At 61.1% G+C, this 25,551-nt stretch carries 19 protein-coding genes; 9 read left to right on the top strand and 10 right to left on the bottom strand.

Features of this window, described 5'->3' with window-relative positions; all coding sequences use genetic code 11:
- Window position 1 precedes the first annotated feature (1 nt).
- From FHP91_RS20500 to FHP91_RS20480, 6 genes are read right to left on the bottom strand one after another with little or no spacing between them, the layout of a single operon-like run.
- Complete coding sequence (locus FHP91_RS20500) at window positions 2–1,789, bottom strand: ATP-binding protein (protein ID WP_144311318.1); 1,788 nt, start codon at window positions 1,787–1,789, stop codon at window positions 2–4.
- Window positions 1,786–2,823, bottom strand: coding sequence for an SIR2 family protein (locus FHP91_RS20495; protein WP_222105270.1), 1,038 nt, complete (start codon window positions 2,821–2,823; stop codon window positions 1,786–1,788). The genes FHP91_RS20500 and FHP91_RS20495 overlap by 4 nt, the downstream gene beginning before the upstream one ends.
- A complete protein-coding gene (locus tag FHP91_RS20490) occupies window positions 2,820–3,998 on the bottom strand; it encodes a restriction endonuclease subunit S (protein WP_144311317.1) in 1,179 nt (392 codons plus the stop codon). Before FHP91_RS20490 ends, FHP91_RS20495 begins: the two co-directional genes overlap by 4 nt.
- A complete protein-coding gene (locus tag FHP91_RS21205; protein WP_186301654.1) occupies window positions 3,995–4,132 on the bottom strand; it encodes a hypothetical protein in 138 nt (45 codons plus the stop codon). The genes FHP91_RS20490 and FHP91_RS21205 overlap by 4 nt, the downstream gene beginning before the upstream one ends.
- A complete protein-coding gene (locus tag FHP91_RS20485) occupies window positions 4,129–5,175 on the bottom strand; it encodes a virulence RhuM family protein (protein WP_144311316.1) in 1,047 nt (348 codons plus the stop codon). The genes FHP91_RS21205 and FHP91_RS20485 overlap by 4 nt, the downstream gene beginning before the upstream one ends.
- Window positions 5,172–6,737 carry a type I restriction-modification system subunit M gene (locus tag FHP91_RS20480; protein WP_144311315.1) on the bottom strand — a complete coding sequence of 522 codons (1,566 nt, stop codon included), beginning with the start codon at window positions 6,735–6,737 and terminating at the stop codon, window positions 5,172–5,174. The genes FHP91_RS20485 and FHP91_RS20480 overlap by 4 nt, the downstream gene beginning before the upstream one ends.
- A gap of 474 nt (window positions 6,738–7,211) precedes the next feature.
- Between FHP91_RS20480 and FHP91_RS20475 the strand changes: the two genes are divergently transcribed.
- Window positions 7,212–12,341, top strand: coding sequence for a RecQ family ATP-dependent DNA helicase (locus FHP91_RS20475; RefSeq protein ID WP_144311314.1), 5,130 nt, complete (start codon window positions 7,212–7,214; stop codon window positions 12,339–12,341).
- Window positions 12,342–12,403: 62 nt separating this feature from the next.
- On the opposite strand, the gene feoB is transcribed toward FHP91_RS20475, so the two are convergent.
- On the bottom strand, window positions 12,404–14,182 hold the full coding sequence (gene feoB / locus FHP91_RS20470) for a ferrous iron transport protein B (protein WP_144311313.1): 1,779 nt from the start codon (window positions 14,180–14,182) through the stop codon (window positions 12,404–12,406).
- Window positions 14,179–14,418 carry a FeoA family protein gene (locus tag FHP91_RS20465; protein WP_144311312.1) on the bottom strand — a complete coding sequence of 80 codons (240 nt, stop codon included), beginning with the start codon at window positions 14,416–14,418 and terminating at the stop codon, window positions 14,179–14,181. The genes feoB and FHP91_RS20465 overlap by 4 nt, the downstream gene beginning before the upstream one ends.
- Before the next feature lie 229 nt (window positions 14,419–14,647).
- On the opposite strand from FHP91_RS20465, the gene FHP91_RS20460 reads away from it, so the two are divergent.
- Both FHP91_RS20460 and tilS read left to right on the top strand, forming a co-directional pair.
- The gene (locus FHP91_RS20460) at window positions 14,648–15,613 is read left to right on the top strand and encodes an acetyl-CoA carboxylase carboxyltransferase subunit alpha (RefSeq protein WP_144179095.1); all 966 of its coding nucleotides are present in this window, start codon (window positions 14,648–14,650) and stop codon (window positions 15,611–15,613) included.
- Window positions 15,585–16,958 carry a tRNA lysidine(34) synthetase TilS gene (gene tilS, locus FHP91_RS20455; protein ID WP_144311311.1) on the top strand — a complete coding sequence of 458 codons (1,374 nt, stop codon included), beginning with the start codon at window positions 15,585–15,587 and terminating at the stop codon, window positions 16,956–16,958. The genes FHP91_RS20460 and tilS overlap by 29 nt, the downstream gene beginning before the upstream one ends.
- Here tilS and FHP91_RS20450 read toward each other — a convergent pair.
- Both FHP91_RS20450 and FHP91_RS20445 read right to left on the bottom strand, forming a co-directional pair.
- Window positions 16,928–17,569 (bottom strand): response regulator transcription factor, encoded by a 642-nt coding sequence (locus FHP91_RS20450; RefSeq protein WP_144311310.1) that lies wholly within the window; start codon window positions 17,567–17,569, stop codon window positions 16,928–16,930. The genes tilS and FHP91_RS20450 overlap by 31 nt on opposite strands.
- Window positions 17,566–19,536 carry a sensor histidine kinase gene (locus FHP91_RS20445; RefSeq protein ID WP_391527586.1) on the bottom strand — a complete coding sequence of 657 codons (1,971 nt, stop codon included), beginning with the start codon at window positions 19,534–19,536 and terminating at the stop codon, window positions 17,566–17,568. Before FHP91_RS20445 ends, FHP91_RS20450 begins: the two co-directional genes overlap by 4 nt.
- A 139-nt stretch (window positions 19,537–19,675) precedes the next feature.
- Between FHP91_RS20445 and FHP91_RS20440 the strand changes: the two genes are divergently transcribed.
- From FHP91_RS20440 to ispG, 6 genes are all read left to right on the top strand, one after another.
- Window positions 19,676–20,680, top strand: a complete 1,005-nt coding sequence (locus FHP91_RS20440; protein WP_144311308.1) for a TRAP transporter substrate-binding protein — start codon at window positions 19,676–19,678, stop codon at window positions 20,678–20,680.
- A 213-nt stretch (window positions 20,681–20,893) separates the two neighbouring features.
- Window positions 20,894–21,319 carry a nucleoside-diphosphate kinase gene (gene ndk, locus FHP91_RS20435; protein WP_144311307.1) on the top strand — a complete coding sequence of 142 codons (426 nt, stop codon included), beginning with the start codon at window positions 20,894–20,896 and terminating at the stop codon, window positions 21,317–21,319.
- A 72-nt stretch (window positions 21,320–21,391) separates the two neighbouring features.
- Window positions 21,392–22,489 (top strand): 23S rRNA (adenine(2503)-C(2))-methyltransferase RlmN, encoded by a 1,098-nt coding sequence (rlmN, locus tag FHP91_RS20430; RefSeq protein ID WP_144311306.1) that lies wholly within the window; start codon window positions 21,392–21,394, stop codon window positions 22,487–22,489.
- Window positions 22,486–23,292 carry a type IV pilus biogenesis/stability protein PilW gene (pilW, locus tag FHP91_RS20425; RefSeq protein WP_144311305.1) on the top strand — a complete coding sequence of 269 codons (807 nt, stop codon included), beginning with the start codon at window positions 22,486–22,488 and terminating at the stop codon, window positions 23,290–23,292. The genes rlmN and pilW overlap by 4 nt, the downstream gene beginning before the upstream one ends.
- Window positions 23,289–24,281, top strand: a complete 993-nt coding sequence (locus tag FHP91_RS20420) for a RodZ domain-containing protein (protein ID WP_246116390.1) — start codon at window positions 23,289–23,291, stop codon at window positions 24,279–24,281. Before pilW ends, FHP91_RS20420 begins: the two co-directional genes overlap by 4 nt.
- An 8-nt stretch (window positions 24,282–24,289) precedes the next feature.
- Entirely contained in the window at window positions 24,290–25,534 is a 1,245-nt protein-coding gene (ispG, locus tag FHP91_RS20415; RefSeq protein WP_144179087.1) for a flavodoxin-dependent (E)-4-hydroxy-3-methylbut-2-enyl-diphosphate synthase, read from the top strand.
- Window positions 25,535–25,551: the final 17 nt, after the last annotated feature.

Below are 25,551 nucleotides of genomic sequence, written 5' to 3'. Positions count from 1 at the left end.
ATCAGGTTCCAGACTTTGGTGCAGGAGTGGGAGGTTCTTGAATCGCTTGCTTTCTCCAGCTAGCGACCGAATCCGAGAGTTTCGCGATTTCCTTGTCTTCGCTCCACCTATCCCAAAACGGAACCGTGCCGCTGTTCGGTTGGCTCGTTGGCCGTTGAACTCTTACGCGAGTCGGGAGCAAACTTGCGTCGCCCACAACAAGTGCTTCTCCAGTATCAAGCACAGGAAGAAGCTCGCTGAAACCACCCAAGCTGTCAGGGAGTAAACGTCGAACCACGTTTTGGTCATCACCATTCGTCAATCGCATCGCGACCAAGTTGTTGCACTGGCTCAAGACAGTTCGATTCACCTCAGAAGGTCGCTGGCTAATCACGACCAGGCCAACGCCGTATTTGCGGCCTTCCTTTGCAATCCGCTCGAACGCGTCCACCGCGAAGGCCTCCCCACCACTGGATGACTGGCGTTCAGGAATGTAAAGATGAGCCTCATCGCAGAACAAGGCGATTGGGTGCCGATTCTCCGTCGGGGTCCATTGCTGTATCGAAAAGACTAGCTTCGCGACCAAGCTAATGATGAGCGGGAGCATGTCGGAGGGAACCTCCGAGAAATCCACGATCTTCACGCCCCCTAACCTATCTGCTTGGTCTTTAGTGCCAGCCACCAAAGCTGCGACGAGTTTATCGAGCCAATCAAACTCCATCGTATCCGCCGGGGCTTGGAACAGAAAGCCGAGACGACGATCTGTCTGCTTGTTCTTGAGCCTCTCGATAAGGCGAGAAAGTTTTCCGTTGAATGCACCTGCCTTCTCGGTGCCCGCTCTTGCGCCGGGTATCATTTCGGCATCCAGTTCTTCCAGGCGCGCTATGACATCAGCAATCGAGAACGGAATCGGGCTGTCAATTGTGAAATTGTCGAGCACTTCGGCATGTTTGCCGGCCTCCAAATAGTTGCGCTTCGCCTCGATAATTGTCCGCGACATGAGCATCGCCTGGTTCGGCGCGTTTTGATCACTGCGATCGACGAACATCGAGACCATCGCCTCGTAGGCCAGCAGCCAATAGGGAAGGTGAATCACGCCGTCCGCCAGCGTGCTCTTTGCGTCGAGGTCCTTTGGGCCGGCGATTCGAAGGTGGCGAATGCCATCGGCTTTCAGAGGGCGGTATTCGCCATGAATATCGAAAACGATCCCGTTCGCGTTGGGTAGCCCGGCCATGCACTCGAGCACGCGGGCAGTGGTCCAGGATTTGCCCGAACCTGTGCTCCCGACAATGATCGCGTGGCGTTGAAAGAACTTGTTCCCGTTCAGGAATGCCTCGGCCTTGTCGTCCAGAGTGTAGTGCCCAAGGGACAGGCGCTCTCCATCGCCCGAGATGTTGGCAATGACTCTCATGAAGTTCGTCAGCGCCTCCCCTTCGACAGCAAAACAGTTTGCGTCGATCTCGGGGACCGTTTCCAAGGTGCGAAGGAATACGTTGGAATCAGTGCCGAGCTTGTCCACCATCGTGCCGATTAGGGTGATCCGGACAAGATTTAGCTCGGCTGCGATTTTGAGTCCGTCCTCGTCTCCTTCCACTTCACCCAGCTCCCTAGCCTCGACGGAGTTGCGGGTGATCTTCTGAATAATTCCGATCAGGTGCTGACCCGGGCGGCTACTTTGGAGGACGGCAAGCCGGTTGACCTGCAGTTTTCGGAGCCGCTCTACGTCCGCCACTTGGACGATGACAATTGCCGTATCGACTGACTTCACATTGCCGAGGGCATCGCTGTCGCTGTATTTGAAGATGCTCATGAGATTACCAATTTTAGAAATTCACCAAGCTGCCAGATCGATTCTCCTGCGATCTCTTCACCGGTCGGAAATTCCCGGCTGTAGACTCGCGCACCGGACGGGGCTTCCTCGATCGCCAGATACTTTCCGCACTTTCCGCTGGCGAGAAACGCCTTCGCAGTCGCCGATACCCCCTTGGTCAGCAGGACCAATGGGACATCCTTTCCGCGGCATCTCTCGACGAGTGTTGTTTGGAGGTGCGTATCGTTGAAGCCGTAACCAACACAAAGATACGAATCGGCACCTTGGAGGGCTTTGTCCGCCTCCGATTTAATGGAATGGAACGGCTCATCGTGGGTGAGCCGATACTTCTCAATTCCTGGTGTGACGATCACGGGAAAGACATTTGTCGGACGCCTGGTGGCAATGGGCAGACCAACGACGACTCCGTCGTTGTCTCGGAACCAATCAAATGAGCCATGTACTTTCCAAATATTCACAGTGCGGGCTGGCGCACCTCCAAGATGAATCCTCGGCCGCCCGTTCACAGCCCGAGCCCGAATGTGCCCATAGTGAAAGCCCGTGTAATGCGCCAGCTTTCCGGCATCAGCTGCGTATTCTGCAATCCGGTCGTAGTTCGGCGTGACCACGTGAATATCGTTACGCGTGCTGTTGAACAGGTGGAGGAACAGTTTCGTGAGCGGAAACAGATCGTGGTCGACGATCGCCTGCTCAAAGACCTTTCGGTCGTAGGGCGCGAGGTAGTCCCATGTTGATTCAACGACGAGCGCTGTCAATAACTCGGGAAGTCGGACCTCATCAAGCGCGGTCTCAAGGTCGGTCGTTTTCAGCTTTGTTTGAAACTCAGTCCACTTGGCTTCGTCGTCCGGTTTTGAGGTCTTGGGGCATGCGACGCCGAGCAGATGGTCTTTCAATTGAGGCATCCCCGGGATCCCGTAAGCCGCCGATGCGCCACTCCCAAGGATGATAACGGGTGCCTTGCTGATACATTCCTGCGCGAGTTGGAGGACCGACGCTTTGGCGTCTGAGCTCATGCGGAAATCTCCAGTTCGTGAACGCGGGTCTTCGCGGTCATCAGATCGTGAAGGAGGCTTCGGGAGAGGTCTTGGAGTTGAATTTGTTTCTGTTCATGAATCTCCTTCTTCCGTTCGAGGTTTTGAATCGCTGAAGCGATCTCTGCCTGAGTCGCTAAATCGGGAAGTGGGATTTTGAATGCAGCGACCTCGTGGCCCATCAAGGTGCACGTTCCGTGACCCGAGCGCCCGACCTTCTTGAAAAGGTTTTCCCGTAGTGTCTCCAAGGCGTAGAGAAGGAAGTCTGAGCGGAGCTTGAGCCCAGGAATGATTGCCTTCATGTCTTGGTTGATGGCCATGGGAACTTCTGCGAGTGCGACGGGAACGGTCTTTGCCAAGATCATTCCGCGGACGACTACGAAGACAGAACCGGCGGGTGCGAGTTTGCTTCCGCTTTCGAGAGCTTCCTTTGAAATGTGATCTGCAACGTCATCGAGTCGCGGACGCTTCATGTCCTTCGGCGATACCCATGGAATTGTTCCCTTCCAGAATTCCGGATTCTTCTTCGATGGGGTTCCACCGCTCTGGAATCGACACACATCCGAGAGCGGGACCACCCCCCAGCTTTCGGGGACGGCGCCGATGTCGGTTTGTTTTTGGGGTTCGTTGCGGAGGCCTTCGGTGAAGAGCTTGTGCATGAGGGCTTTTTTCAGCTCGGTGGTGGTCTGAATGATCCGCTCCTGCGCTTCGATCGCCCGCTGCACCGTCGAAAGGATGTGCGCGATCTTCTTCTGCTCGGGGAGTGGGGGGAGCGGGAGCCTCCGCTCGCTGAGGATTGTGAAGTGGCGGTTGTAACCACGACTCGGAATCTCCAGCGCCAGCAACGCGAAGTAGTAAAACCTCGCGTCGTAAAGCTTTTTATTCGGAAGAAGAACCTTGGTTCCATCAGCCCCAAGCACGAACGGGAAGTCGACGTATTTGAAGCAGCGAGTGTGATCGCCGAATATGATCAGCGGCAGGTCGAAATCGATGACCTTGCTTTCGTCATCGCAGTAACCGGCAATGAACTTCTGCCCTTGGTCGACGACCGGGAAGCGACCAACCTCCGCGATGTCCTTTGCGGGGATTTGGTTTTGCCGACCGACCTTGTTCTTAACGAACGAATCGGGCACGGCGCATGTTTGCCATTCGCTCATACCCCGATCTTCTCCAGAATCCCCTTCAAGGCCATGTTTAACCGCAGATGTCGCAGATTGGCGCAGATCAAGAATTTCAAAAAACCATCTGCGTTCATCTGCGTCATCTGCGGTTGAAAAATCTTCCCGGTCATTCCGCGTCTCCTTCCACGTTGCCCATCCCCAGCACCTGGGCGTCGAAATCCGAGACAAACAGGCAATCCTGGACGATACGGTACTTCTCGAACTCGGATTCGGCGTGGGCCTTGGCGATTTCGGCGGTGACTTTGCCGGCGTCCTGCAGGATTTCCCGGTCGGTGGCTTCGATGAAGCGGTTGAGGCGTGTTTCCCAGTCCTGCATGGTCATGGGGATGTGCCGCTGGGCCATGTCTTCAGCGATATCGAGGTAGGCGTTGACGAGGCGGGCGAGTTGCGCCATCTCCGGTTCGGTGAGGTAGTTTTTGGCGACGCTGACATCGAACTTCTGGATCTTTCCGTGGGGTGCATCTTTCCATGTGCTCAGGCCCATGTGCTGTTTCCCGGCATCGGCCCGGTCCACGATGACCTCGGCGGCGGTGTGGCCGTGGATGGCCCAGTGGAGCTTGTTCTGCACGGCGGCGAAGAAGCGCTGGGTGGCGGTGGCGCTGCGGTCGTAGTCGATGGCGGTGGCGTAGATGTCGGTGATCTTCTGGTAGAACTTGCGCTCGCTGAGGCGGATTTCGCGGACGCGCTGGAGTTGTTCTTCGAAGTACTGTCTGGTCAGGACGGTGCCACCTGCCTTGAGGCGCTCGTCGTCCATCGCGAAGCCCTTGATGGTGAACTCCTTGACTACGGTGGTCGCCCATTTGCGGAACTGGACGGCCCGCTCGGAGTTGACTTTGTAGCCGACGGCGATGATGGCGGAGAGACTGTAGTGGCCGGTGTCGTAGTTTTTGCCATCGGCGGCAGTTATTCGAAATTTTCGAATAACTGCATGCTCCGTGAGTTCGTTGTCGGCGAAGATAGTTTTGAGGTGGTAGTTGATGGTGGGGGTCTTCACGTCGTAGAGGACACCCATCATTTTTTGCGTCAGCCAGATGTCCTCGTCGGCATAAACCACCTCGACGCCACCTTGACCCTGTGCAGCGACGAAGGTGAGGTATTCGACGGCGGATGAACGCGCGAGGGAAGTTTTCTTGTTGTCTGGCTTCTTTTTCATGCCGACACGCCCAGTTGTTTGAGGATGTCCCGCAATGCCTTGTCGGTCTCCCGCGCCCCGGCCTCGATCACGGCCAGTTCCTCGACGATCTCTGCAATGGGCCGGTAGGTTTCGGCATCTGAGGTGTGGATGTAGCGGCTGGGGGAGATGTTGTAGTCGTTTTTCGCAAGCTCGGCGTGTTCGACGATGCGGCTGAGTTTTTCGGCTTCGGTCCAGCCGATGAGCGTGTCGGCGATGCGCTGGATGCCTGCATCGGGGATGAAGTTCTTGGGGTCGCCCTTTTCAAAGACCTGGCTGGCGTTGACGAGGAAGACCTTGCCCTTGCGATCTTTCGGCTTGGCCTTGTTGAGGAACAGCACGATGCCGGGGGCGGTGGTGTTGTAGAAAAGGTTTTCGGGCAGGTAGAGGACGCTCTCGATGAGGTCGTGATCGACGAACCACTGGCGGACGGTCTTTTCCTTGTTGGTGCCGGCATTGCCCGATCCTCGCGAGGCGGCGCCGGTGTCGAGGACGACGGCGGCGCGACCGGTGGCGTTGAGGCTGGCATGCATGTGCTGCACCCAGCCCCAGTCGGCGGAGGATTTGCCGGGGAAGCCGGCCCCGGCGGGGAAGCGGTCGAGTTCGTCGTTGTCGTAGTCGGCCTCGGTGAACCAGTCCTGGTTCCACATGGGATTGGCGACGACGCGGTCGAAGGTGCGGAGTTTGCCCTGCCTGGTGCGGAATTTGGGGTTCTTGAAGGTGTCGCCGATCTCGATCTGGCCTTCCATGTCATGGATGATCATGTTCATGTTGGCCATGGCCCAGGTCTCGGGGGTGAATTCTTGGCCGAACAGTCTCAGCGGGGCGACGGTGCGCTTCTTGCCCTGGGTGCGTTCCTCCATGGCGATCTCGCATTTGACGAGCAGCCCGCCGGAGCCGCAGGTGGGGTCGTAGATTTCCATGCCGGGCTCGGGCTGGAGCACACGGGACATGATGGTGCCGACTTCGGGCGGGGTGTAAAACTCGCCGGCGCTCTGGCCGCCGCCCTCGGCGAACTTGCGGATCAGGTATTCGTAGCTCTTGCCGATGATGTCGGCCTCGACGTCGTCGAGCCCGAGGCGCTTGGTGCTGACAGCCTCGATGAGGTTGGAGAGGCGGTCGTCGTCGAGGTCGCGCTGGCCGTGGGTGGTGGCGTTGAAGTCGACGCGGTCGATGATGCCCTGCAGCAGCGGGTTTTCGCGGGCGATGGCGCGCATGTGGGTGGTGACGCCTTCGCCGATCTTGTCTGCGAGCTTGCGGATGACGGACCAGACCGGCTGCTCGGGGTCATCCGGCACGAGGGGGAGGTAGAAGCGGACGAGCTTGTGGTCGGCCTTGGCGAGCTGGAAGGCCTTCTTGCGCGAGCCGACTTCCTTGGCGATGCGATTCAGTTCATCGTCGAAGACATCGCAGAGGCGCTTGGTGAAGATCAGCGGGAGGATGTAGTCCTTGTATTTCGGTGCATCCTTTGCCCCGCGGATGGAGCAGGCAGCGTCCCAGATCCAGGATTCGAGGGATTTTTCTCTACCAGTATTGCTAGCCATCAGCGTAATGCCCTTTCGTGTTTACTAACTACTTATTGGTACAGAGTGAAAACTTGAGACATCCTGCCATCATACAAATGGGAAGGAAAATCCGAAGGACGGTTTTATACCGATTGCGGACTATATCAAAGCGGGCATCATCAGGCCGCTCCGGCCGAAGAGCCGCTGTAGCTCATAGTCAAAGCGGCCCATTCAGACTGCCGACCGGCGACGGCCAAGCGTCAGAGCTGCGCCGCTAGAAGTAGGAGTAGCGTGCTGATAGCACGCATTCGCGCCGGGCTCTGTGGTGATTCCAATACCGTATGCATTGCACCATTGTCAGCGACCCTTCACGACTATCATCGTCATGAGGGCTGAAACGTCGTTATCATGCGAGCTTGTCTGCAGATGCCGGCGTATCGTGCTTGCCGCGTGTTGGATTGTGCGGTGTCTGTATCAACGTCAACCCTGCCGAGGCGAGCGACAGAGCATCGAATGGCGCAATTAACGCAGCCCAAATGCCTGGTTCTGGATCTGGAAACCGTGCCGCCGCGGGACGGTGGGCCTGAGCAGATTATCAAGATCGGGGCCCTTCGGCCGGACACGGGCGAAACCCTTGAAGTCAATGCGGGCAAGCGGCTCGATGCGGCGCTGGCGCGACTGGAGCGTATGTGCGAGGGGGCGAGTTTCATTCTCGGCCACAATCTCGTTGCGCACGATTTGCCGGTGTTGCGCTCGGCGGCCCCCGCTTCGGCGGCGTTGCAGTTGCCGGTTGTCGATACGCTGCGATTGTCGCCCTTGGCGTTTCCGCAGAATCCGTATCATCGGCTGATCAAAGACTACAAACTGATCCGCGATAGCCTGAATTCGCCGTTGTCGGATTGCCGTGCCACGCTGACGCTTTTTGCCGATCAGCAAGCGGCGTTTGCGAAGCTGTTTGAGAGCAACGCGGATGAAATGCTTTGCTATCAGGCTTTGATTGCACCTCGCACCGGCCCGGGGCTGGGCAACTTCGTGTTTTCTCTGACTCGGCAGGCGCCGTTGTCGATAGCGGATGTCGCGCAGCGTATCCCTTTGCTGCTTGCTGAGACTGATCCGGCGCTGTCCCGGGCGCTGAAGGTGTGCAGCGTTCGACTCGGTCGGTTGATCGAGCAAGACCTGCAGCAAACCGAGCTTCACTGGTCGATCGCCTATGTGCTTGCCTGGTTGAGCGTGTCCGGTGGCAACTCGGTGCTCGCGCCGTGGGTTCGACATCAGTTTCCGGCCGTTGGACAGTTGATTGCCGAGCTGCGCGACCGCCCCTGTGATGACCCGGCCTGCTCGTATTGCAGCACGACCCACGACCCCCGGCGGGAGCTCAAACGCTACTTCGGGTTTGATGATTTTCGTTACGAGGCGGCGGGGCAGAGCGCGCAGCACGATATCGTGCTTGCCGGCATGCGTGGCGAGTCGGTGCTGGCGGTGCTTGCGACGGGCGGGGGGAAGTCCATTTGCTATCAGCTACCGGCGCTGAATCGCTATCACCGCAACGGTAGCCTGACGGTGATCATTTCGCCCCTGCAGTCGCTGATGAAGGACCAGGTTGATGGTTTGCTGGCGCGTAACGTGCAATGCGCTGCGGCATTGAACGGGCTGCTGACCATGCCGGAGCGCGCGGATGTGCTCGAAAAGATCCAACTCGGCGACGTGGGCATCTTGCTGGTGTCACCTGAGCAGTTCCGCAACAAGGCGTTCCGACGGGCCATCGCGAACCGGCAGATCGGTGCCTGGATCTTCGATGAGGCGCACTGTTTGTCGAAATGGGGCAATGATTTTCGGCCGGACTATTTGTACGCTGCACGTTTCATCCGCGAGTTTTCGGGCGCGGGCAAACTTGCGCCGATTGGGTGTTTTACCGCCACCGCCAAACAGGATGTGCTGGAGGATATTCGCGCGCATTTCCTGGATGAACTCGGTGTCAGCTTCAAGTCGTTCATCGGCACGCCGGAGCGCCCCAATCTGCATTTCGAAGTGTTTCCCGTCAGTGCGGGCGAGAAGTTCGCACGTACCCACCAGTTGCTTGCCGATGAGTTGCTGGCGCGCGAGGGCGGCGCGGTGGTGTTCGTGTCCAGCCGGAAGAAGGCGGAAGATCTGGCCGATTTCCTGATCGGCCAGAATTGGCCTTGCAAATACTTTCACGCCGGGCTGCAGCCGCACGAAAAGAAGGATATCCAGGAGGACTTCATTCGCGGCGGTCTGCGGGTGATTGTTGCGACCAACGCCTTCGGGATGGGGGTGGACAAGCAAGATGTGCGGCTGGTCATTCATGCCGATATCCCCGGTTCGCTCGAGAACTATCTGCAGGAGGCCGGCCGGGCGGGGCGGGATCAGGATGACGCGCGTTGCGTGTTGCTCTACGACCCGCAAGACATCGAGTCTCAGTTTGGGCTGAGCGAACGCTCCCGCCTGAGCTACAAGGACATTCAACAGATTCTCAAGAAGCTTCGCTTTGAGGCCGCTCGGCGCAAGGGGGGGCAGCTGGTGATTACCGCCGGGGAGATCCTGCAGGATGATGCGGTGCAGACCACCTTTGAGGCGGATGATCGCGATGCTGAAACCAAGGTGGTTACCGCGATTGCCTGGTTGGAGCGTGGCCAGTTTCTCCGGCGTGAGGAGAATCACACCAGGGTTTTTCCTGCCCGGCTTTGCTTGAGTGAAGAGGCGGCGGAGGCACGGCTTGAATGCGCGCGTTTGCCAGAGCGGCGGTGCGAGGAGTTTCGGGCGATTTTGCGTTACCTGTACGCCGCCGACGCGGATGAGCGCATCAACACTGACCAATTGATGCAACTGACCGAGCAGACCAGCGAGGAGGTCAGCGGCGCACTCCGGCAACTCGAAGCCCTTGGCCTGCTGGAAAACGATTCTCAGCTGACGATTTACCTGCGCTACGGTATGGCGGGCGCATCCAGCGAGCGCCTGAAAAACTGCTTGCAACTGGAGGCTGCGCTGTTCTCGGCGCTACGCGAACTGGCGCCTGACGCAGATGATGGCTCGTGGCAGGACGTGAATTTGCCGCCACTGACAGCCCAATTGCGCGAGCGCTGCGGGCAATCCGATGTGCTGCCCTTACATGTCTCCCGCCTGTTGCACAGCTTGGCGCTGGACCGCGACGGTGACAGCCAGCAGCGCAGCAGCTTTGAGCTTCGGCAATTGAATCGGGACTACCTCAAGCTGCGGATACGGGGTGGGTATACGTGGTCGCAAATCGAAGGCCTGGGGGAGAAGCGGCGCCGGATCGCGGCCGTGTTGTTGCCGTTTTTGCTGGCCAAGCTGCCGCCGAATCAGCGCGGCAAGGATTTGCTCGTCAACACTACTTTCGGTGAGCTGCAAAACTTGCTCGCGGGCGACCTCGAGCTCAACGCCACGATCAAACCGGAGCAGCGGCTGAAGGCGCTTGAGCATGTGCTGCTATACCTCCACCACCAGGAGATCCTGACGCTCAACCATGGTATGACCGTGATGCGGCGAGCCATGACCATCGACATCAACCCGGACAAGCACGGTCAGCGCTACGTGAAGGATGATTTTCAGCGCCTGGACGAACACTACCGGGAGCGTCGCATCCAGGTACACGTGATGCGGGAATACGCGGAAGTTGCGGTTCGGGAAATGGCCGATGCACTGCGCTTGATCATGCAGTACTTCACCTGCAGCAAGGACAGCTTTCTGGGGCAGTATTTTCAGGGCAAGGAAGACATTCTTCAGCTTGCCACCAGCGAGGGGTCCTGGAAGGCGATCACCGATTCGCTCAATGCCACGCAAAAAGCCATCGTAACGGAGCACCAGGATCGCAACCGCCTGGTGCTTGCCGGGCCTGGATCGGGCAAGACACGCCTTGTCGTGCATCGCATTGCCTATTTGCTGCGTGTGCGGCGCGTGCCCGCTTCGGCGATTATTGCGCTGACGTTTAATCGTCACGCAGCCAACGAGATCCGCACGCGGCTCTTCGCGCTGGTCGGCAACGATGCCGTGGGGCTGACCGTACTGACCTACCACGCCATGGCGATGCGCCTGACCGGGACAAGTTTTGATCGTCGGGACAAGGTGGAGGAGGGCGAGCTCGACGCCATCCTCGACCGGGCGGCGGATCTGCTGGAAGGGCGCACACTCGTTGAAGGCGACGATGATCTGCGCGAACGCCTGCTGCAAGGCTATCGCTACATTCTGGTCGATGAGTACCAGGACATCGACGATCGTCAATATCGACTCGTCAGCGGGCTGTCCAGGCGCTACGGCGAGCAGGAGGGGGACTTGTGCATTCTGGCGGTGGGCGACGATGACCAGAATATCTACCAGTGGCGCGGGGGCAGCAACCGGCATATTGAGCGCTTTTGTGAGGAGTACGCAGCAGAGGTCAGCTATCTCGTTGAAAACTACCGCTCCAGCCGCGCCATCATCGTGGCCTCGAACCTGCTGATCGAACAAAACCACGCGCGGCTGAAAGCCGAGCAGCCGATCCGCATTGATCAGGCCCGGACCGGTCAACCGGCAGGGGGCGAGTGGTGCGAGATCGACAAGGAGCGGCAAGGAAACGTGCTCCGCGTCTGCCTCCCCGGGGGCGACCGTGCGAGCGGAAATCTTCAGGCGCAAGCCGTGATGGCAGAGTTTCACAGGCTGGGCGCTCTGGAAGGACGGGACGACTGGCAGGGCTTTGCGGTGCTTGCGCGCAGCCATCGCTACCTCTGGCCGCTACAGGCCATGTGCGAGCAGCGCGGTATTCCTTATTTCCTGGCGTCGGACAAACAAGGCGCGCTGCCACTGGCGCGTCTGCGGCCATTTGTTCGACTTGTCACGCAGCTGCGGTCTGTCGATGAGGTTTCGCTGGACGTGTCGGCGGTCGCAGGGCTCGTGCGGAAACAGGCGCTTGACTCGGTTTGGTGCCAATTCTTCGAGCTCGCCTTTGAGCAGCTGGCGGTTGAATACGGGGCGTGTCAGCTTGCCCCCGCGACCGTGATTAACTGGCTCTACGACTATGCGCGAGAGATGCGCCAGCAACGGCAGCCCGGGCTTTTTCTGGGTACCGTTCACGCCGCCAAGGGGCTGGAGTTTCGCCATGTCGCCTTGCTCGACGGACAGTGGGACGTGGCCGCCGAGCAGGTGGAGGAAGGCCGGAGGCTCTACTACGTGGGAATGACACGGGCGGAGGAAACGCTGACGCTGTGCGATTTCGCGCCCGGCAACCCATTTGTCTCCACGCTCGCCCCTTGTGTTCAGACCCGTCGTTTTGAAGGCGCGCCTGATCCGGCCTTGGATGTTCGGTACCAGACGCTGTCGCTTGGGGATGTTGATCTTGGTTTTGCGGGCCGGCTGCGCACTGGTGCGCCAGTCCACGATGCGATCCGCAAGCTCAACCCTGGTGATCCGCTGGAATTGCGACCGGACGGAGACCGGCTCTTGATTGTCGACCGTGAGGGCAATCGGGTGGGGCGGACGGCAAAGTCCTTCAGACTGGCGCTCGCACCGGAAAGCTGCGAGGTTGCGGGCATCGTTACCCGCTACAAAGAGGACACCGAGCCGGCGTTCATGGCCACGGTGCGTTGTGAGCACTGGGAGGTTGTTGTGCCGCGGTTGCGTGGGCGGCAGTGAATCGGGGCGACGCGCGAACGCACGTCCGTATCCTGTCGTCCTGCTGCGTTGCAGGTGCCGTCTCAATGCGCCAGTGCGGAAAGTCCGGTGTAGGCGAGCCAGGCCACACCCCACGCCAAGGCCAGCGGCCATGCGACGGCGAGCGTGGTAAAGCGCCAGTCGCGCGATTCGCTTTGCAGCGTGGCGAGTGTCGACAGGCAGGGTGTGTACAACAGTGTGAAGAGCATGAAGCTGTAGGCCTGCGCAATGTTCATGTGCTGCGCGAGCGTGTCGCCGAGCGCGCTGGTTTCCTGGCCGAAGATGACCGCCATGGCGCCGATCATGACTTCTTTGGCAACAAAGCCGAAGAGCAGCGCGAGGGTGAGCTGCGCGTCGATGCCGATGGGGCTCAGTAGCGGTTGGAGCCAGCTGCCGATCTGACCGGCCCAGGAGGCGGTGCTGGCGGCGTCGACACCGACCGGTAGATGGGTGAGCAACCAAACCAGCGCAACGCCGGCGACGATAAAGCGGCTGGCGCGATGCACGAAGTGACGCACTTCGTGCCAACCGCGCAGCAGCACATGGCGCGCGGTGGGCAGGCGATAGGGCGGCAGCTCCAGCGCGAAGGGCTCGCGGCTGGCGAATTTCTTGCGAAAAAGCCAGGCGGTGAGCACGGCGGCGGCGATGCTGAAGAGGTAGAGGCTGAGCAGCGCCCAGGGCGCCCACACCGCCGGGAATATTGCTGCGCCGATGAACAGGAAGACCTGCAGTCGGGCCGAGCACAGCGACAGCGGAATGGTTAGCATCGTCAGCAGGCGCAACGGTCGTGCGCGCATGATGCGGGTACCCATCAGGGCCGGGACATTGCAGCCGAAGCCCATCACCAGCATGACAAAGCTGCGGCCATCGAGGCCGATGCGCGACATGAATGCGTCCATCAGAAAAGCCGCGCGAGAGAGGTAGCCGGAGTCTTCGACCAGGGCCATCAGGAAGAAGAACAGCACGATCAGCGGGACGAAGGTGGCAACGGTGCTGACGCCGTTGTAGATGCCTTCGATCAGAAAGCCGCTGAGCCAGGCGGGCAGGGGGGCGAGCAGTGGCACGAGCGCGGCGCCGCGGAACCAGTCGAAGGCCGCGCCGATGCCCTCTTGAAGCGGTGCGCCGAGCAGAAAGACGGCGTTGAAGACCAACGCCATGGCGACGATGAACAGTGCCGGGCCAAGTACTGGATGCAGGGCCGCGCGGTCGATGCGATCGGTGTGCCGGGCCGAGAGCGTGACTGGCGTGTCGATGCTCTGGTGCGCGAGTTGATCAAGTGCGTGCTCGAGATCGGCGTCGGCTAGTGCATCAAAAGAGGGCATGCTCGGCACGGTGTTGCCCAGCATGTGGCCGATCTGCGCGAGTGCCTGGGGCACACCATCACCAAGCTTGGCGCTGATGCTGTGGGCGGAAAAGCCCGTGTGTTCGGTGAAGGCGTCGCGGTCGATGCTGATGCCGAGGCGCCGGGCTTCGTCCGCCATGTTGAACAGCACCACGATTGGCACGCCCAGGGTGCGCGCTTGCAGGAAGAGGCGCAGTTGCCGCTCGGCCTGTGCTGCGTTGATGACCATGATCAGCAAGTCGACCGGTTGGGCGCTGAGGAAGTCGCGCACGACCTGTTCGTCTTCGGTATAGCCATTCAAATCATAGATGCCGGGCAAGTCGACGACTTCGACCATGTGAGCGCCGAGCAGGATGCGCGCGCGCATCAGATCGACCGTGATGCCGGGCCAGTTGCCGATGCGCGCCGAGGCGCCGGTGACGCGGTTGAATAGCGAGGACTTGCCACAATTGGGCATGCCCAGCAGGGCGACGCGTTTCACGCCCGGACCGCGGTTTCGGCGGTGTCGATCAAGGCGGCTTCGGTGTGTCGCAGCATGATGTCGGTGGTGCCGATACGCAATTGCAAGGGGCCATTCAGCGCGCCACGGCGAATGATGCGGACACTGCGTCCGATGCGGACGCCCAGCGCGTGCAGGCGTTGAACGAAGTCGTGGTCGGCGCGCAAGCCGACGACGGTGGCGTCCTGCCCGGTTTTAAGTTCTGAAAGTGCGCACATGATCGAAACGAGAATAATTGTTACTACGATTCGATTCTAGCCATGCGGCGACGCACAACATTGATCTAAATCGATTTATGTCGATTCTGTCAGGTGTGAACAGTGCCGCGAAAAGCGTGCAGGTGCCCGGGTTTCTGGCGTGAGGCGAGCCGATGGTGCGGGGGCTGGTTTGTGCGTCGGCAGTAAGGAGTACAATAGCGCCCTTTAAACGACGCTAAAGACGGATTCGATGAAGACCACATTCCTCGATTTTGAACAGCCCATCGCCGAGCTTGAAGCCAAGATTGAAGAGCTTCGTTTCGTGCAGGACGATTCTGCCGTCGACATCTCCGAAGAGATCTCGCGCCTGGAGACCAAGAGTCAGGCCCAGACCAAGGACCTGTACGCCAAGCTGACGCCGTGGCAGATCGCGCAGGTGGCGCGCCACCCGCAGCGGCCTTATACGCTGGATTACGTCGAGCACATGTTCAGCGACTTCCAGGAGTTGCACGGCGATCGCAGTTTTGCCGATGACCACGCCATCGTGGGTGGCATGGCGCGTTTCAATGGGCAGTCGTGCATGGTGATCGGGCACCAGAAAGGGCGCGATACCAAAGAGAAGATCCATCGCAACTTCGGCATGCCGCGGCCCGAGGGCTATCGCAAGGCGCTGCGCCTGATGAAGCTGGCCGAGAAGTTTTCCATGCCGGTGTTCACCTTTGTCGACACGCCGGGGGCGTACCCCGGCATTGGCGCCGAAGAGCGCGGCCAGTCCGAAGCAATCGGCCACAATCTGTTCGTGATGGCATCGCTCAAAGTGCCCATCATCTCCACCGTGATTGGTGAGGGTGGTTCGGGCGGCGCGTTGGCCATTGCCGTGACTGACCAACTGCACATGCTCCAGTACAGCACCTACTCGGTGATTTCGCCCGAGGGCTGCGCCTCTATTTTGTGGAAGAGCGCGGATCAGGCCTCGGTGGCCGCTGAGACCATGGGTATTACCGCGGCGCGCCTGAAGGCGCTCGGCCTGATCGACAAGATCGTGAACGAGCCGGTGGGTGGCGCTCACCGCAATCATCGCGCGATGGCGCAAACGCTCAAGCGCGCACTGGCTGACTCGCTCCGTCAGGTGGCCGACTTGAACCCGATGGAGTTGGTGGAACAGCGCCAGGCGCGGTTGATGAGTTATGGCAAGTTCAAGGAAGTCGCAAACTAAGTCCAGCTCGGCAATCCAGCGCGGGGTTGCCGATGTCCTCTCGCGGGCAGGCGTCCGCGCCGATCAGACCTTACAGCTCGCACTCAGCGGCGGCATGGATTCCATGGTGCTGCTCAGTGTGCTGGCGGGTTTGCGCGAGCGCTTCGGCTTCGCGCTGCGAGCGCATCATGTTCACCATGGTTTGAGCCCCAACGCCGACGACTGGGCCGCGTTCTGCGCGATCCGCTGTGCCGCGCTGGAGGTGCCGCTCAGCGTGTCGCGGGTGAGCGTACGACCCGCCGCCGGCGAAGGCTGGGAGGCGGCTGCACGGCGCGAACGCCAGGGTGCCCTGGCGAGCGAGGCGGCCGACTGGCGTGTGAGCGCGCATCATCTTGATGACCAGGCCGAAACGGTGATGTTCCGTTTGCTGCGCGGTGCGGGTGTGCATGGTGCGGCGGCGATGCGGGCGATTGACATGCTGCCGTCGGGCGGCGGTCGATTGCGGCCCTTGCTGGCGTTTTCGCGTGGTCAGATTCTCGCTTTTGCGCAGGCCGAGTCATTGGTCTGGGTCGAGGACGAGAGCAATACCGACCCGCGATTCTCGCGCAATTTTCTGCGTCACTCGATCATGCCCGCCATGGGCGAGCGATGGCCGTCTGCGGCGACCACGCTAGCGCGTGCGGCGGCCAATTTCGACGAGGCGGCGGGCTTGCTCGACGAACTGGCCGTGCAGGATGCCCAAGCCTGCGGATTGCCGTGGTCACGCGATGTGATGCGCAGCATGTCCGCGGCACGGCTGGCGAATCTGTTGCGCTGGCGCATGCGGGCGCTAAGTTTGCCGGTGCCCGATCAGGCGCGTCTGCACGAGGCGATTCGTCAGGTGCAGTCTTGCGCCAATGATCGACCGCTGACCTTGCCGCTTGGCGGCGCGGTGCTGCATGCCTATCGCGAGGTGGTGTGGGTGTCGCCGACCTATCCGGAGCTGCCCGAAGAAGGCGTGTTGTGGCCGGGCGATGCGGTGGTTTGGGGTGAGGGCGTGGTCGAGGCGATATCGGTGGTGGGTGCGGGCGTGTCGCAAGCGCGATTGGCGCAGGCAACGCGTTGCGAAATCATGGCGCGCTGGCCGGGATGTCGGGTGGCGCTGGTGGAGCGGCCGCGCAAGGATGTGCGCAGCCTCAGTCAGGGCGCCGGCCTGGCGCCGGTCGACCGCGACCGGGTGCCGATCTTGCGCGTGGATGGTCAGGTGGCCTGGATTGCCGGGCTCGGCGTGGCCGGCACGTTTGCCTGCCGCGCGGGCGAGGCGGGCTGGCGGTTTGTGTGGCGTCGGCCCGAGGCCTATTCGGCGGACGGCGTCGCGCTGTTGTAAAGCCCGGCCAAGGTGAGTTGCTGGGCCAGTTCGACGGCCGAGCGTACGCCCATTTTCTCGAATACCCGTGCCCGGTGAACCTCGACGGTGCGCATCGAGATGTTCAATTCGTCGGCAATCACCTTGTTGAATTTGCCTGCCAGGATCAGCCCCATGACTTCGCGTTCGCGACCAGTGAGCTGCTCCAGGCGGGCGGCGACGTCGACCCGCGCCGAACGCCGCGCCTGATTGCGGGCGTCTTCGTCGAGTGCGGATTGCACGATGTCGACCAGCGCGTTGTCGTCAAACGGTTTTTCGATAAAGTCGAAGGCACCACGCTTGAGTGCGCCGACGGCCATTGGCACGTCGCCGTGGCCGGTGATGAAGATGATCGGCAAGGTGCTGCCACGCTGGCGTACGGCGGTGGAGCAGTCGAGCCCGCTCATGCCTTGCATGCGGATGTCCATGACGATGCAGCCGCGCCAGTCTTCCTGGTAGGCGGCGAGAAAGTCTTCGGCAGACGCCCAGGTGGCACAGGGCACATTGCGGGTGCGGAACAGCCACGACAGCGCGTCGCGGATGGCTTCGTCGTCGTCGACGATGTGAGTCAGGGGTGTGGTGTCTGTCGTCATGAGGCTAGCGGCAGCGAGAAGGTGAAGATCGTACCACCTTCCGGATTGGGTTCGAACCCGAGCCGGCCGCCGTGCAACTCGGCGATGGAGCGGCAGATGTTGAGGCCCATGCCCATGCCCTCGTCCTTGGTGGTGAAGAAGGGGTCAAAGATGCGTCGCGCCGCGTCTTCATCAATGCCGCGCCCCCAGTCGGTCACCCGGAAAATGAGCGTGTCGCCGTCGGCCAGGGTCTCGATCCGGATGGTGCGCCGGGCACCCGGGGCGTCGCGCATGGCATCCATGCCGTTGCGGATCAGGTTGACCGCGACTTGCTCGAGCATGACCGGGTCGGCATTGACCGGCAGCGGCCGGTCGGCAAGGTGGGTTTGCAGCTCGACACCGCGCTTGCGCACATCGGGGTCGATCAGGCCGATGGCTTCGGAGAGGACGGCGTTCAGGTCGATGGTCTCGCGTTTCGGTTCGCTGCGCCGGACAAAATCGTGGACGCGCCGGATGATGTCGCCGGCCCGCCGCGCCTGCCGGGTGATTTTGCTGATGATGTCGTGCAGTTCCTCGGTGTCGGCGCGGCCCTCGTCGAGCCGGTTGAGGCAGCCCGCGCTATAGCTGGAGATCGCGGCCAGCGGCTGGTTGAGCTCATGCGCCAGGGTGGAGGCCATTTCGCCCATGGTGATCAGGCGCGAGGTGGCGTGCAGGCGTTCTTCTTGCTGTCGGGCCAAGGCTTCGGCGGCGGTCTGTGCGGTGATGTCGAGAAAGGAGCCCATCCAGCCGGTCTGCTCGCCAGTGGTGTCGATCAGCGGCGCTTCGAAAATGAGCATGTCGATGGCGTGGCCATCTTTGTGGCGAAAGTGGATTTCTACCCCTTCACGCGGCGCGCTGCCGGCCAGAATGCCGTCGTGAATGGCTTGGGTGCGTTCGAGGTGTTCGGGGTCCCAGTAGGGCATGGGTGGTATCGCACCGAGTAGTTCTTTTTCGGAATAACCGACCATCCGGCAGAAGGCGGGATTCACATAGGTGATCTTGCCGGTGTTGTCCCGGGCGCGTAGCCCGGTGAGCAGGGAGTCTTCCATGGCCTTGCGGAAGGCCATCTCACTGCGCAGGGCTTGTTCGGCGGCCTGGCGTCCGAGGGTGTGCTGACGCAGCTGCCACAGACTCCAGACGATGACGCCGCCGAGGAAGATCATGGCGCTGATCAGCAGTACCGGCACCCAGCGCGTGGGTGCCTTGTAGGCGGTAACTTTGAGCGTGAGGCCGTAGCCCGGCGGATCGAAGGGGATGGTGTATTGCTGGTGGCTGGCTTGCGCCGTCACCTTGGATTTTGCGGCGATCTCGTTGCCGTCCGGGTCGTGCACGCTGACCCGATACCGTTCGGAGAACCACCACGGCAGCTCGCGTACCACCAGTTGCTGAAGCGAATAGACGCCGACGACGGTGCCGGTGTGGCGGCTGCCGACGAAGATCGGTACATGTACATTGAAGCGCCAGTGGCCGCCAATGACCGGGTAGGTGGGTCCGTATATGGGGCGGCCGACGGCGCGGGCCAGGCGGTTGGTTTCGTTGGAGGGGATGGCGCCACGCGCTTCGCCGACCAGTACGTCGTCGGAGGTGAAGGGGCGCGCGGCGATGGTTTTGTCGTTTGCGTCCAGCCACAGGATCTGGACCAGACCGCTGTCGGGCTTGAGCAGTTGTTCGAGGCTGGCTTCGGTGCGCGGTGACATGGTTTGGGTGGCGAGCAGTTCGGTACCGATCTGCGCCAGCTGCTCTTCGTTTCGATCGAGGCGGAAGCGCAAATCCTGCTCCATCCACAGCACGTCGTTGATCAGCACTTCATGCTGTTTTTCGTCGTCGAAATGGCGGGTCATCCACGCCAGCGCAAGAATGGCGATCAGCATCAGGCCGATCGTCAGCGAGGGCAGACGCCAATACCAGGCAGGCGTAGATGGTAGGGGGCGGGTGCTTGGAGAGGGCATCGGCGGCAGGCTTGCGGTCATCCACAATAGCGGCGCAGGTCGCGCTCGGTCGACACTCTATCAAGGCCAGCCACGGTCGGGCGAGTTGTGGCCGGCAAGACCGCAAAGACGGTAGGTTAAAAAACGAAAGGAAGACACGATGACATTGCGTAGTTTGCTGGTGTTTGTGCTGTCGATGTGCGTGCTGGGCACAGCGCAGGCGGCCGATCCGATTGTTGTCAAATTCAGTCATGTGGTGGCGCCGAATACCCCGAAGGGGATGGGGGCGCTCAAGTTCAAGGAGCTTGCCGAACGTTACAGTGAGGGCGCGCTGCGGGTTGAGGTCTATCCCAACAGCACGCTCTACAAGGACAAGGAAGAGATGGAGGCGCTCCAGTTGGGCGCCGTTCAGATCATTGCGCCGTCGTTGGCCAAGTTTGGCCCGCTCGGTTTGCGGGTGTTCGAGGCCTTTGACCTGCCCTACATCTTTGATAGCTACGCCGAGTTGCACAAGGTCACGGGTGGCGCACTCGGGGCGCGCATGCTCGAATCGCTCGAGCCGCGCGGCATTACCGGCCTCGCGTTCTGGGACAACGGGTTCAAGTCCTTTTCGGCCAACGCGTCCATTCACAAGCCGGGCGATCTGCGCGGCAAGAAAATGCGGATCCAGTCGTCGAAAGTGCTCGATGGGCAGATGCGGGCACTTGGCGCATTTCCGCAAGTGACCGCCTTTGACGAAGTCTATCCGGCGCTCAAGGCGGGCGTGGTCGATGGTACCGAGAACCCGCACTCAAATTTTTACACTCAGCGCATGCATGAGGTGCAGTCGCACATGGTGATTACTGATCACGGCTATCTCGGCTATGCGGTGATTACCAACAAGAAATTCTGGGATGGCCTGCCCGGCGCGATGCGTGAGGTGCTGGCGCGTGCCATGCGCGAAGCCACTGAATACACCAACCAGATTGCCAAGGCCGAAAACGACAAGGCGCTCGATGCTATCAAGGCGGCTGGAACGACGCAGGTTTATGTCCCGACGCGAGAGGAGCGCCTGGCCTTCAAGAAAGCGCTGATGCCGGTCCACAAGGCGATGGCGCCGCGCATTGGCAAGGCACTGATTGAAGCGATTTACGAAGAAACCGGGTTCGACCCGGATGCACTATGAATCAAGGTGTGAGCCACGTGCTCGCGCCACCCCGAGCATCTCCCTGAACCTGCCGGCAACGGCGGGTTTTGATGCAAACCGTGTCCTTTGTTCCCGGCCCTTGTGGCCGGGTTTTTTTTAGTTACCGACGGGAGATGGGAGGAGTGACAAAATCTTGCTAAAATGCTCCGTTATTCTTTTTACGTCCAACCGGATTCTTCGGAGCAAAGTACCATGGCAATTGAACGCACCCTGTCCATCATCAAGCCCGACGCTGTCGCCAAGAACGTGATCGGCAAGATCTATCAGCGTTTTGAAGACGCTGGCCTGAAAGTGATCGCCGCCAAGATGGTGCATCTGTCTGTTGAAGAGGCCGGCCAGTTCTACGCGGTCCACAAGGCACGCCCCTTCTTCAAGGATCTGGTCGAGTTCATGACCTCCGGTCCGGTGATGATCCAGGCGCTCGAAGGCGAGGGTGCCATTGCTAAGAACCGCGAACTGATGGGTGCGACCAACCCGAAAGAAGCCGCGCCGGGCACCATCCGCGCTGACTTCGCCGAGTCGATCGACGCCAACGCGGTTCACGGCTCCGACGCCGCTGAGACCGCCGCCGTGGAAATCGCTTTCTTCTTCCCCGGCATGAACGTTTATAGCCGTTAATACCGGCCGAGGCTGAAACCGCATCGGCCCGGCTCCCGGGCCGATTGCATTTTCGCCAAAGGCACACACCCCATGACGAAACAGGTCAACCTGCTGGATTTTGATGTCGACGGATTGATCGACTGGTTTGCGACGCAAGGCGAAAAGCCTTTTCGTGCCAGGCAGGTCTTGCGTTGGTTGCACCGTTTCGGGGTGAGCGACTTCGATCAGATGACCGACGTCGCGAAGAGTTTGCGCGCTCGCCTGGGTGAGCAGGCCTGTGTGCGCACGCCCGAACCGGTACGCGACTCGGTGTCCACCGACGGCACCCGCAAGTGGTTGCTGGATGTTGGACAGGGCAATGCGGTCGAGACGGTGTTCATCCCCGAGACCGGCCGTGGCACCTTGTGCATTTCCTCGCAGGCCGGGTGTGCGCTCGACTGCTCTTTTTGCTCGACCGGTAAGCAGGGTTTCAACCGGAACCTCACGGCTGGCGAGATCATCGGCCAGCTTTGGTTGGCCAACCGCCTGCTCGGTGCGACGGCGGATGGTGATCGTGTGATCAGCAACGTCGTCATGATGGGCATGGGCGAGCCGCTGGCCAACCTCGACAATGTATTGGTGGCCTTGCGCCTGATGCTCGACGACCACGGCTATGGCTTGTCGCGTCGGCGCGTGACCGTTTCGACCTCTGGCATCGTGCCGGCCATGGATCGCCTGCGCGAAGCCTGCCCGGTGGCGCTGGCCGTGTCGCTGCATGCGCCCAACGACGCCCTGCGCGACCAACTGGTGCCGATCAACCAGAAGTACCCGCTCAAGGAGTTGCTGGCCGCGTGCAATCGCTACCTGGTCGCCGCGCCGCGTGACTTCGTGACCTTCGAGTATGTGATGCTCGACGGTGTGAACGACTTTGATACCCATGCGCATGAGCTGGTCGCCATCGCGCGCGAAGTGTCGTGCAAATTCAACCTGATCCCGTTCAACCCTTTCCCGAATTCCCCTTACCGGCGCTCGCCCTCCGAGCGCATCCGGCGCTTTGCCGGTATCCTGCAGGACGCTGGTATCGTGGCCACCACCCGCAAGACGCGGGGAGATGATGTCGATGCCGCGTGTGGTCAGCTGGCCGGTCAAGTCCAGGACAAGACCCGTCGTACCCAGCCCATTCATTTCACAGGTACCTCTCGCTCATGAAGACAGCGCACCTCCTTGCCGCCCTGGGATTCGCAGGCTTGCTTCTGTCCGGCTGCACGACCAACCCGTCGGCGCCTGGCAGCAGTGGCTCGCTCGATCTGCGGCCGGCGGCAGAGCGCCCCGTGGTGAGTGAGAACCAGGCCCGAGCGAAGATTCATACCGATCTGGGCATGGCCTATGTGACGGCGCAGCGCGTCGGTGTGGCACTGGATGAAGTGCGCACTGCCTTGGCGTATGACCAGACTTACGCGCCGGCCCATCACCTCCAGGCGCTCGTCTTTATGGCACTGAACGATCCGGCGTCGGCGCGCGGCGCCTTCGCACGTGCCGACGCGCTGGCCCCGGGCGACCCCGAGATCAACAACAGTTATGGCTGGTTTTTGTGCGTGCAGGGCGAAGTCGACGAAGGCATTCGCATGCTCGAGCAATCCGCCCGCAATCCTTACTACACTACGCCGACCCGGCCGATGACAAATGCTGGTTTGTGCCGCATGGGGCAAGGGCAGCTGGAAGCGGCCGAGACCTATTTTCGCCGTGCGATGACCTTGGATGCCAACAATATTCAGGCCGTCTTGAATCTGGCAGCCATTGCCTACCGCCGCAACAACCCCGAAGCGGCCCACGTGTATTTGAATACGGTCCACCAGAAGAGCCCGCCGACCGCCGAGTCGCTGTGGCTGGGTGTTCGCGTCGAACGGGCACGTAACGACAAAGAGACCGAAGCGAGCTACGGTAGCCAGCTGAAAAGCCGCTTCCCCACCTCGCCGGAATATCAGAAATTGATCGAAGGGAAATACGAGTGAGCGAGAACGCAGACATGCTCGACGTGTCAGCTGAACAGGCCGCAGCGGTGGTTGGTGTTGGCGACATGCTCCGCACGACCCGGGAGCATCATGGACTGAGCCTGGTCGATGTGGCGCAGGCACTCAAGCTGACCCAGCGCCAGGTGCAGGCACTGGAAGATGAACGTTTCGACGCCTTGCCTGGTGCGGCGTTTGCGCGAGGGTTTCTGCGCAACTACGCGCGTTTGCTCGGACTCGATCCCGAGCCCTTGATCCAGTCGCTCGCGCAAACCAGCGGTGTCGCTGCGCCGGCAGAGCTCGCGCCGATCAGCAATGCGCAAGGTACGCTTCCGAATGGCGACGGCGCCTTGCGCCCCTCGGCATTGCCAATGGCGCTGATTGCCGCGTTGTTGATGCTGGCGGTGGTGGGCGGGTGGTATTTCGATTGGTTCCAGACCACCGAGGATCCGGCTACCGGGGCCGCAGTGGCCGACACGCCGGTGGCACCGGCCGCGCTGACCCCTGTTGTGCCGCCGCCCGATTCCGCGCCTCTCGTGATTCCTGACGACGCGCCCACTGCTCAGGTCGCCCCCACGACCGCGCCAACTGCGCTTGAAGCGGTCGCTGTGCCGTCGATGCCTGGCGCGCCTGCACCGGTCGTGCCGTCGGCGCCGCAGTCGGATGCCGCGACGCCAGTGGCCGCGGCCGTTGTGCCTGTGCCGGCACCGGCGGCGCCCAAGCCCGAGGTGGCCGCGCCCGTCGAGCCGGTGAAGAGCTCGCGGCTGGTGTTCCGTTTCAGCAAGGAGTCGTGGGTCGAAGTGCGCGACGCGTCGGGCGAAATTATTTTCTCGCGGACCAACCGCGCCGGTTCGGTGCAAGAGGTCAGCGGAAAGCCGCCGTATCGCCTGGTCGTTGGCAACGCCAAGAGCGTTGAGCTCGAATACGGCGGCAAGCCGGTCGATCTGGCACCGCACACAAATGTCAGCGTCGCCCGGCTGACACTGGAGTGAGCGCATCAATGAACGGAGCGATTGACGGTCAGGCAGCGTTGCGTCGGCAGAGCCGGCAGGTGCGTATTGGCAAAGTGCTGGTGGGGTCGGATGCGCCGGTTGTCGTTCAATCGATGACCAATACCGATACGGCCGATGCCATTGCCACAGCCATCCAGGTGGCCCAGCTCGCGCGTGCCGGTTCCGAGATGGTGCGCATCACCGTTAACAACGAAGAGGCCGCACGTGCCGTGCCGGCCATTCGTGAGCAACTGGCGCGCATGAACGTGGACGTGCCGTTGGTGGGTGACTTCCATTACAACGGCCACAAACTGCTGACCGATGTGCCTGAGTGCGCCGAGGCGCTGGCCAAGCTGCGCATCAATCCGGGTAATGTGGGGGCGGGCACCAAGCGTGATCCGCAGTTCGCGTCGATTATCGAGATCGCCTGCAAGTACGACAAGCCGGTGCGCATTGGCGTCAACTGGGGCAGTCTCGACCCCTCGGTGCTGGCGCGCATCATGGATGAGAATGCCAGTCGCAAAGTGCCACTCGATGCCGGCGCGGTGATGCGCGAAGCGCTGGTCACGTCCGCACTCGAATCCGCCGCCAAGGCCGAGTCCTATGGCTTGCCGGGCGACCGGATCATCCTCTCGGCCAAAGTGTCGAGCGTGCAGGATTTGATCGCGGTGTACCGCGATCTGGCGCGTCGCTGCGACTACCCGTTGCACCTCGGTCTGACTGAGGCCGGCATGGGCTCGAAAGGCATCGTGGCGTCGACCGCGGCGATGGGCGTGCTGCTGCAAGAAGGCATCGGCGACACCATCCGTGTCTCGCTCACGCCCGAACCCAACGGCAGCCGTACGCAGGAAGTGGTGGTGGCGCAGGAGATCCTGCAGACCATGGGTTTGCGCGCCTTCACCCCGATGGTTACGGCGTGTCCCGGCTGCGGCCGGACCACCAGCACCTTTTTCCAGGAATTGGCCTCGCGCATCCAGAATCATGTGCGCGAGCAAATGCCCTTGTGGCGCGAGCAGTACGACGGTGTCGAGAACATGACGCTGGCCGTGATGGGCTGCGTCGTCAATGGCCCCGGCGAGAGCAAACATGCCAATGTAGGCATTTCGCTGCCGGGTACGGGCGAGACGCCGGCTGCGCCGGTGTTTGTCGATGGCCAAAAAACCGTCACACTGCGCGGTGGCAACATTGCCACCGAGTTCCAGGCCATCGTCGACGAGTATGTTGCGACGCGCTACCGAAAAAAAGCGGGCTGACCCGCGTAGAACAGAAG

It is taken from the genome of Denitromonas halophila (assembly GCF_007625155.1).
In the GTDB taxonomy this organism is placed as follows: Bacteria; Pseudomonadota; Gammaproteobacteria; order Burkholderiales; family Rhodocyclaceae; genus Nitrogeniibacter; species Nitrogeniibacter halophilus.
Note: the sequence above shows the minus strand (reverse complement) of the source record. Positions and strands in the feature narration are given on the sequence as shown.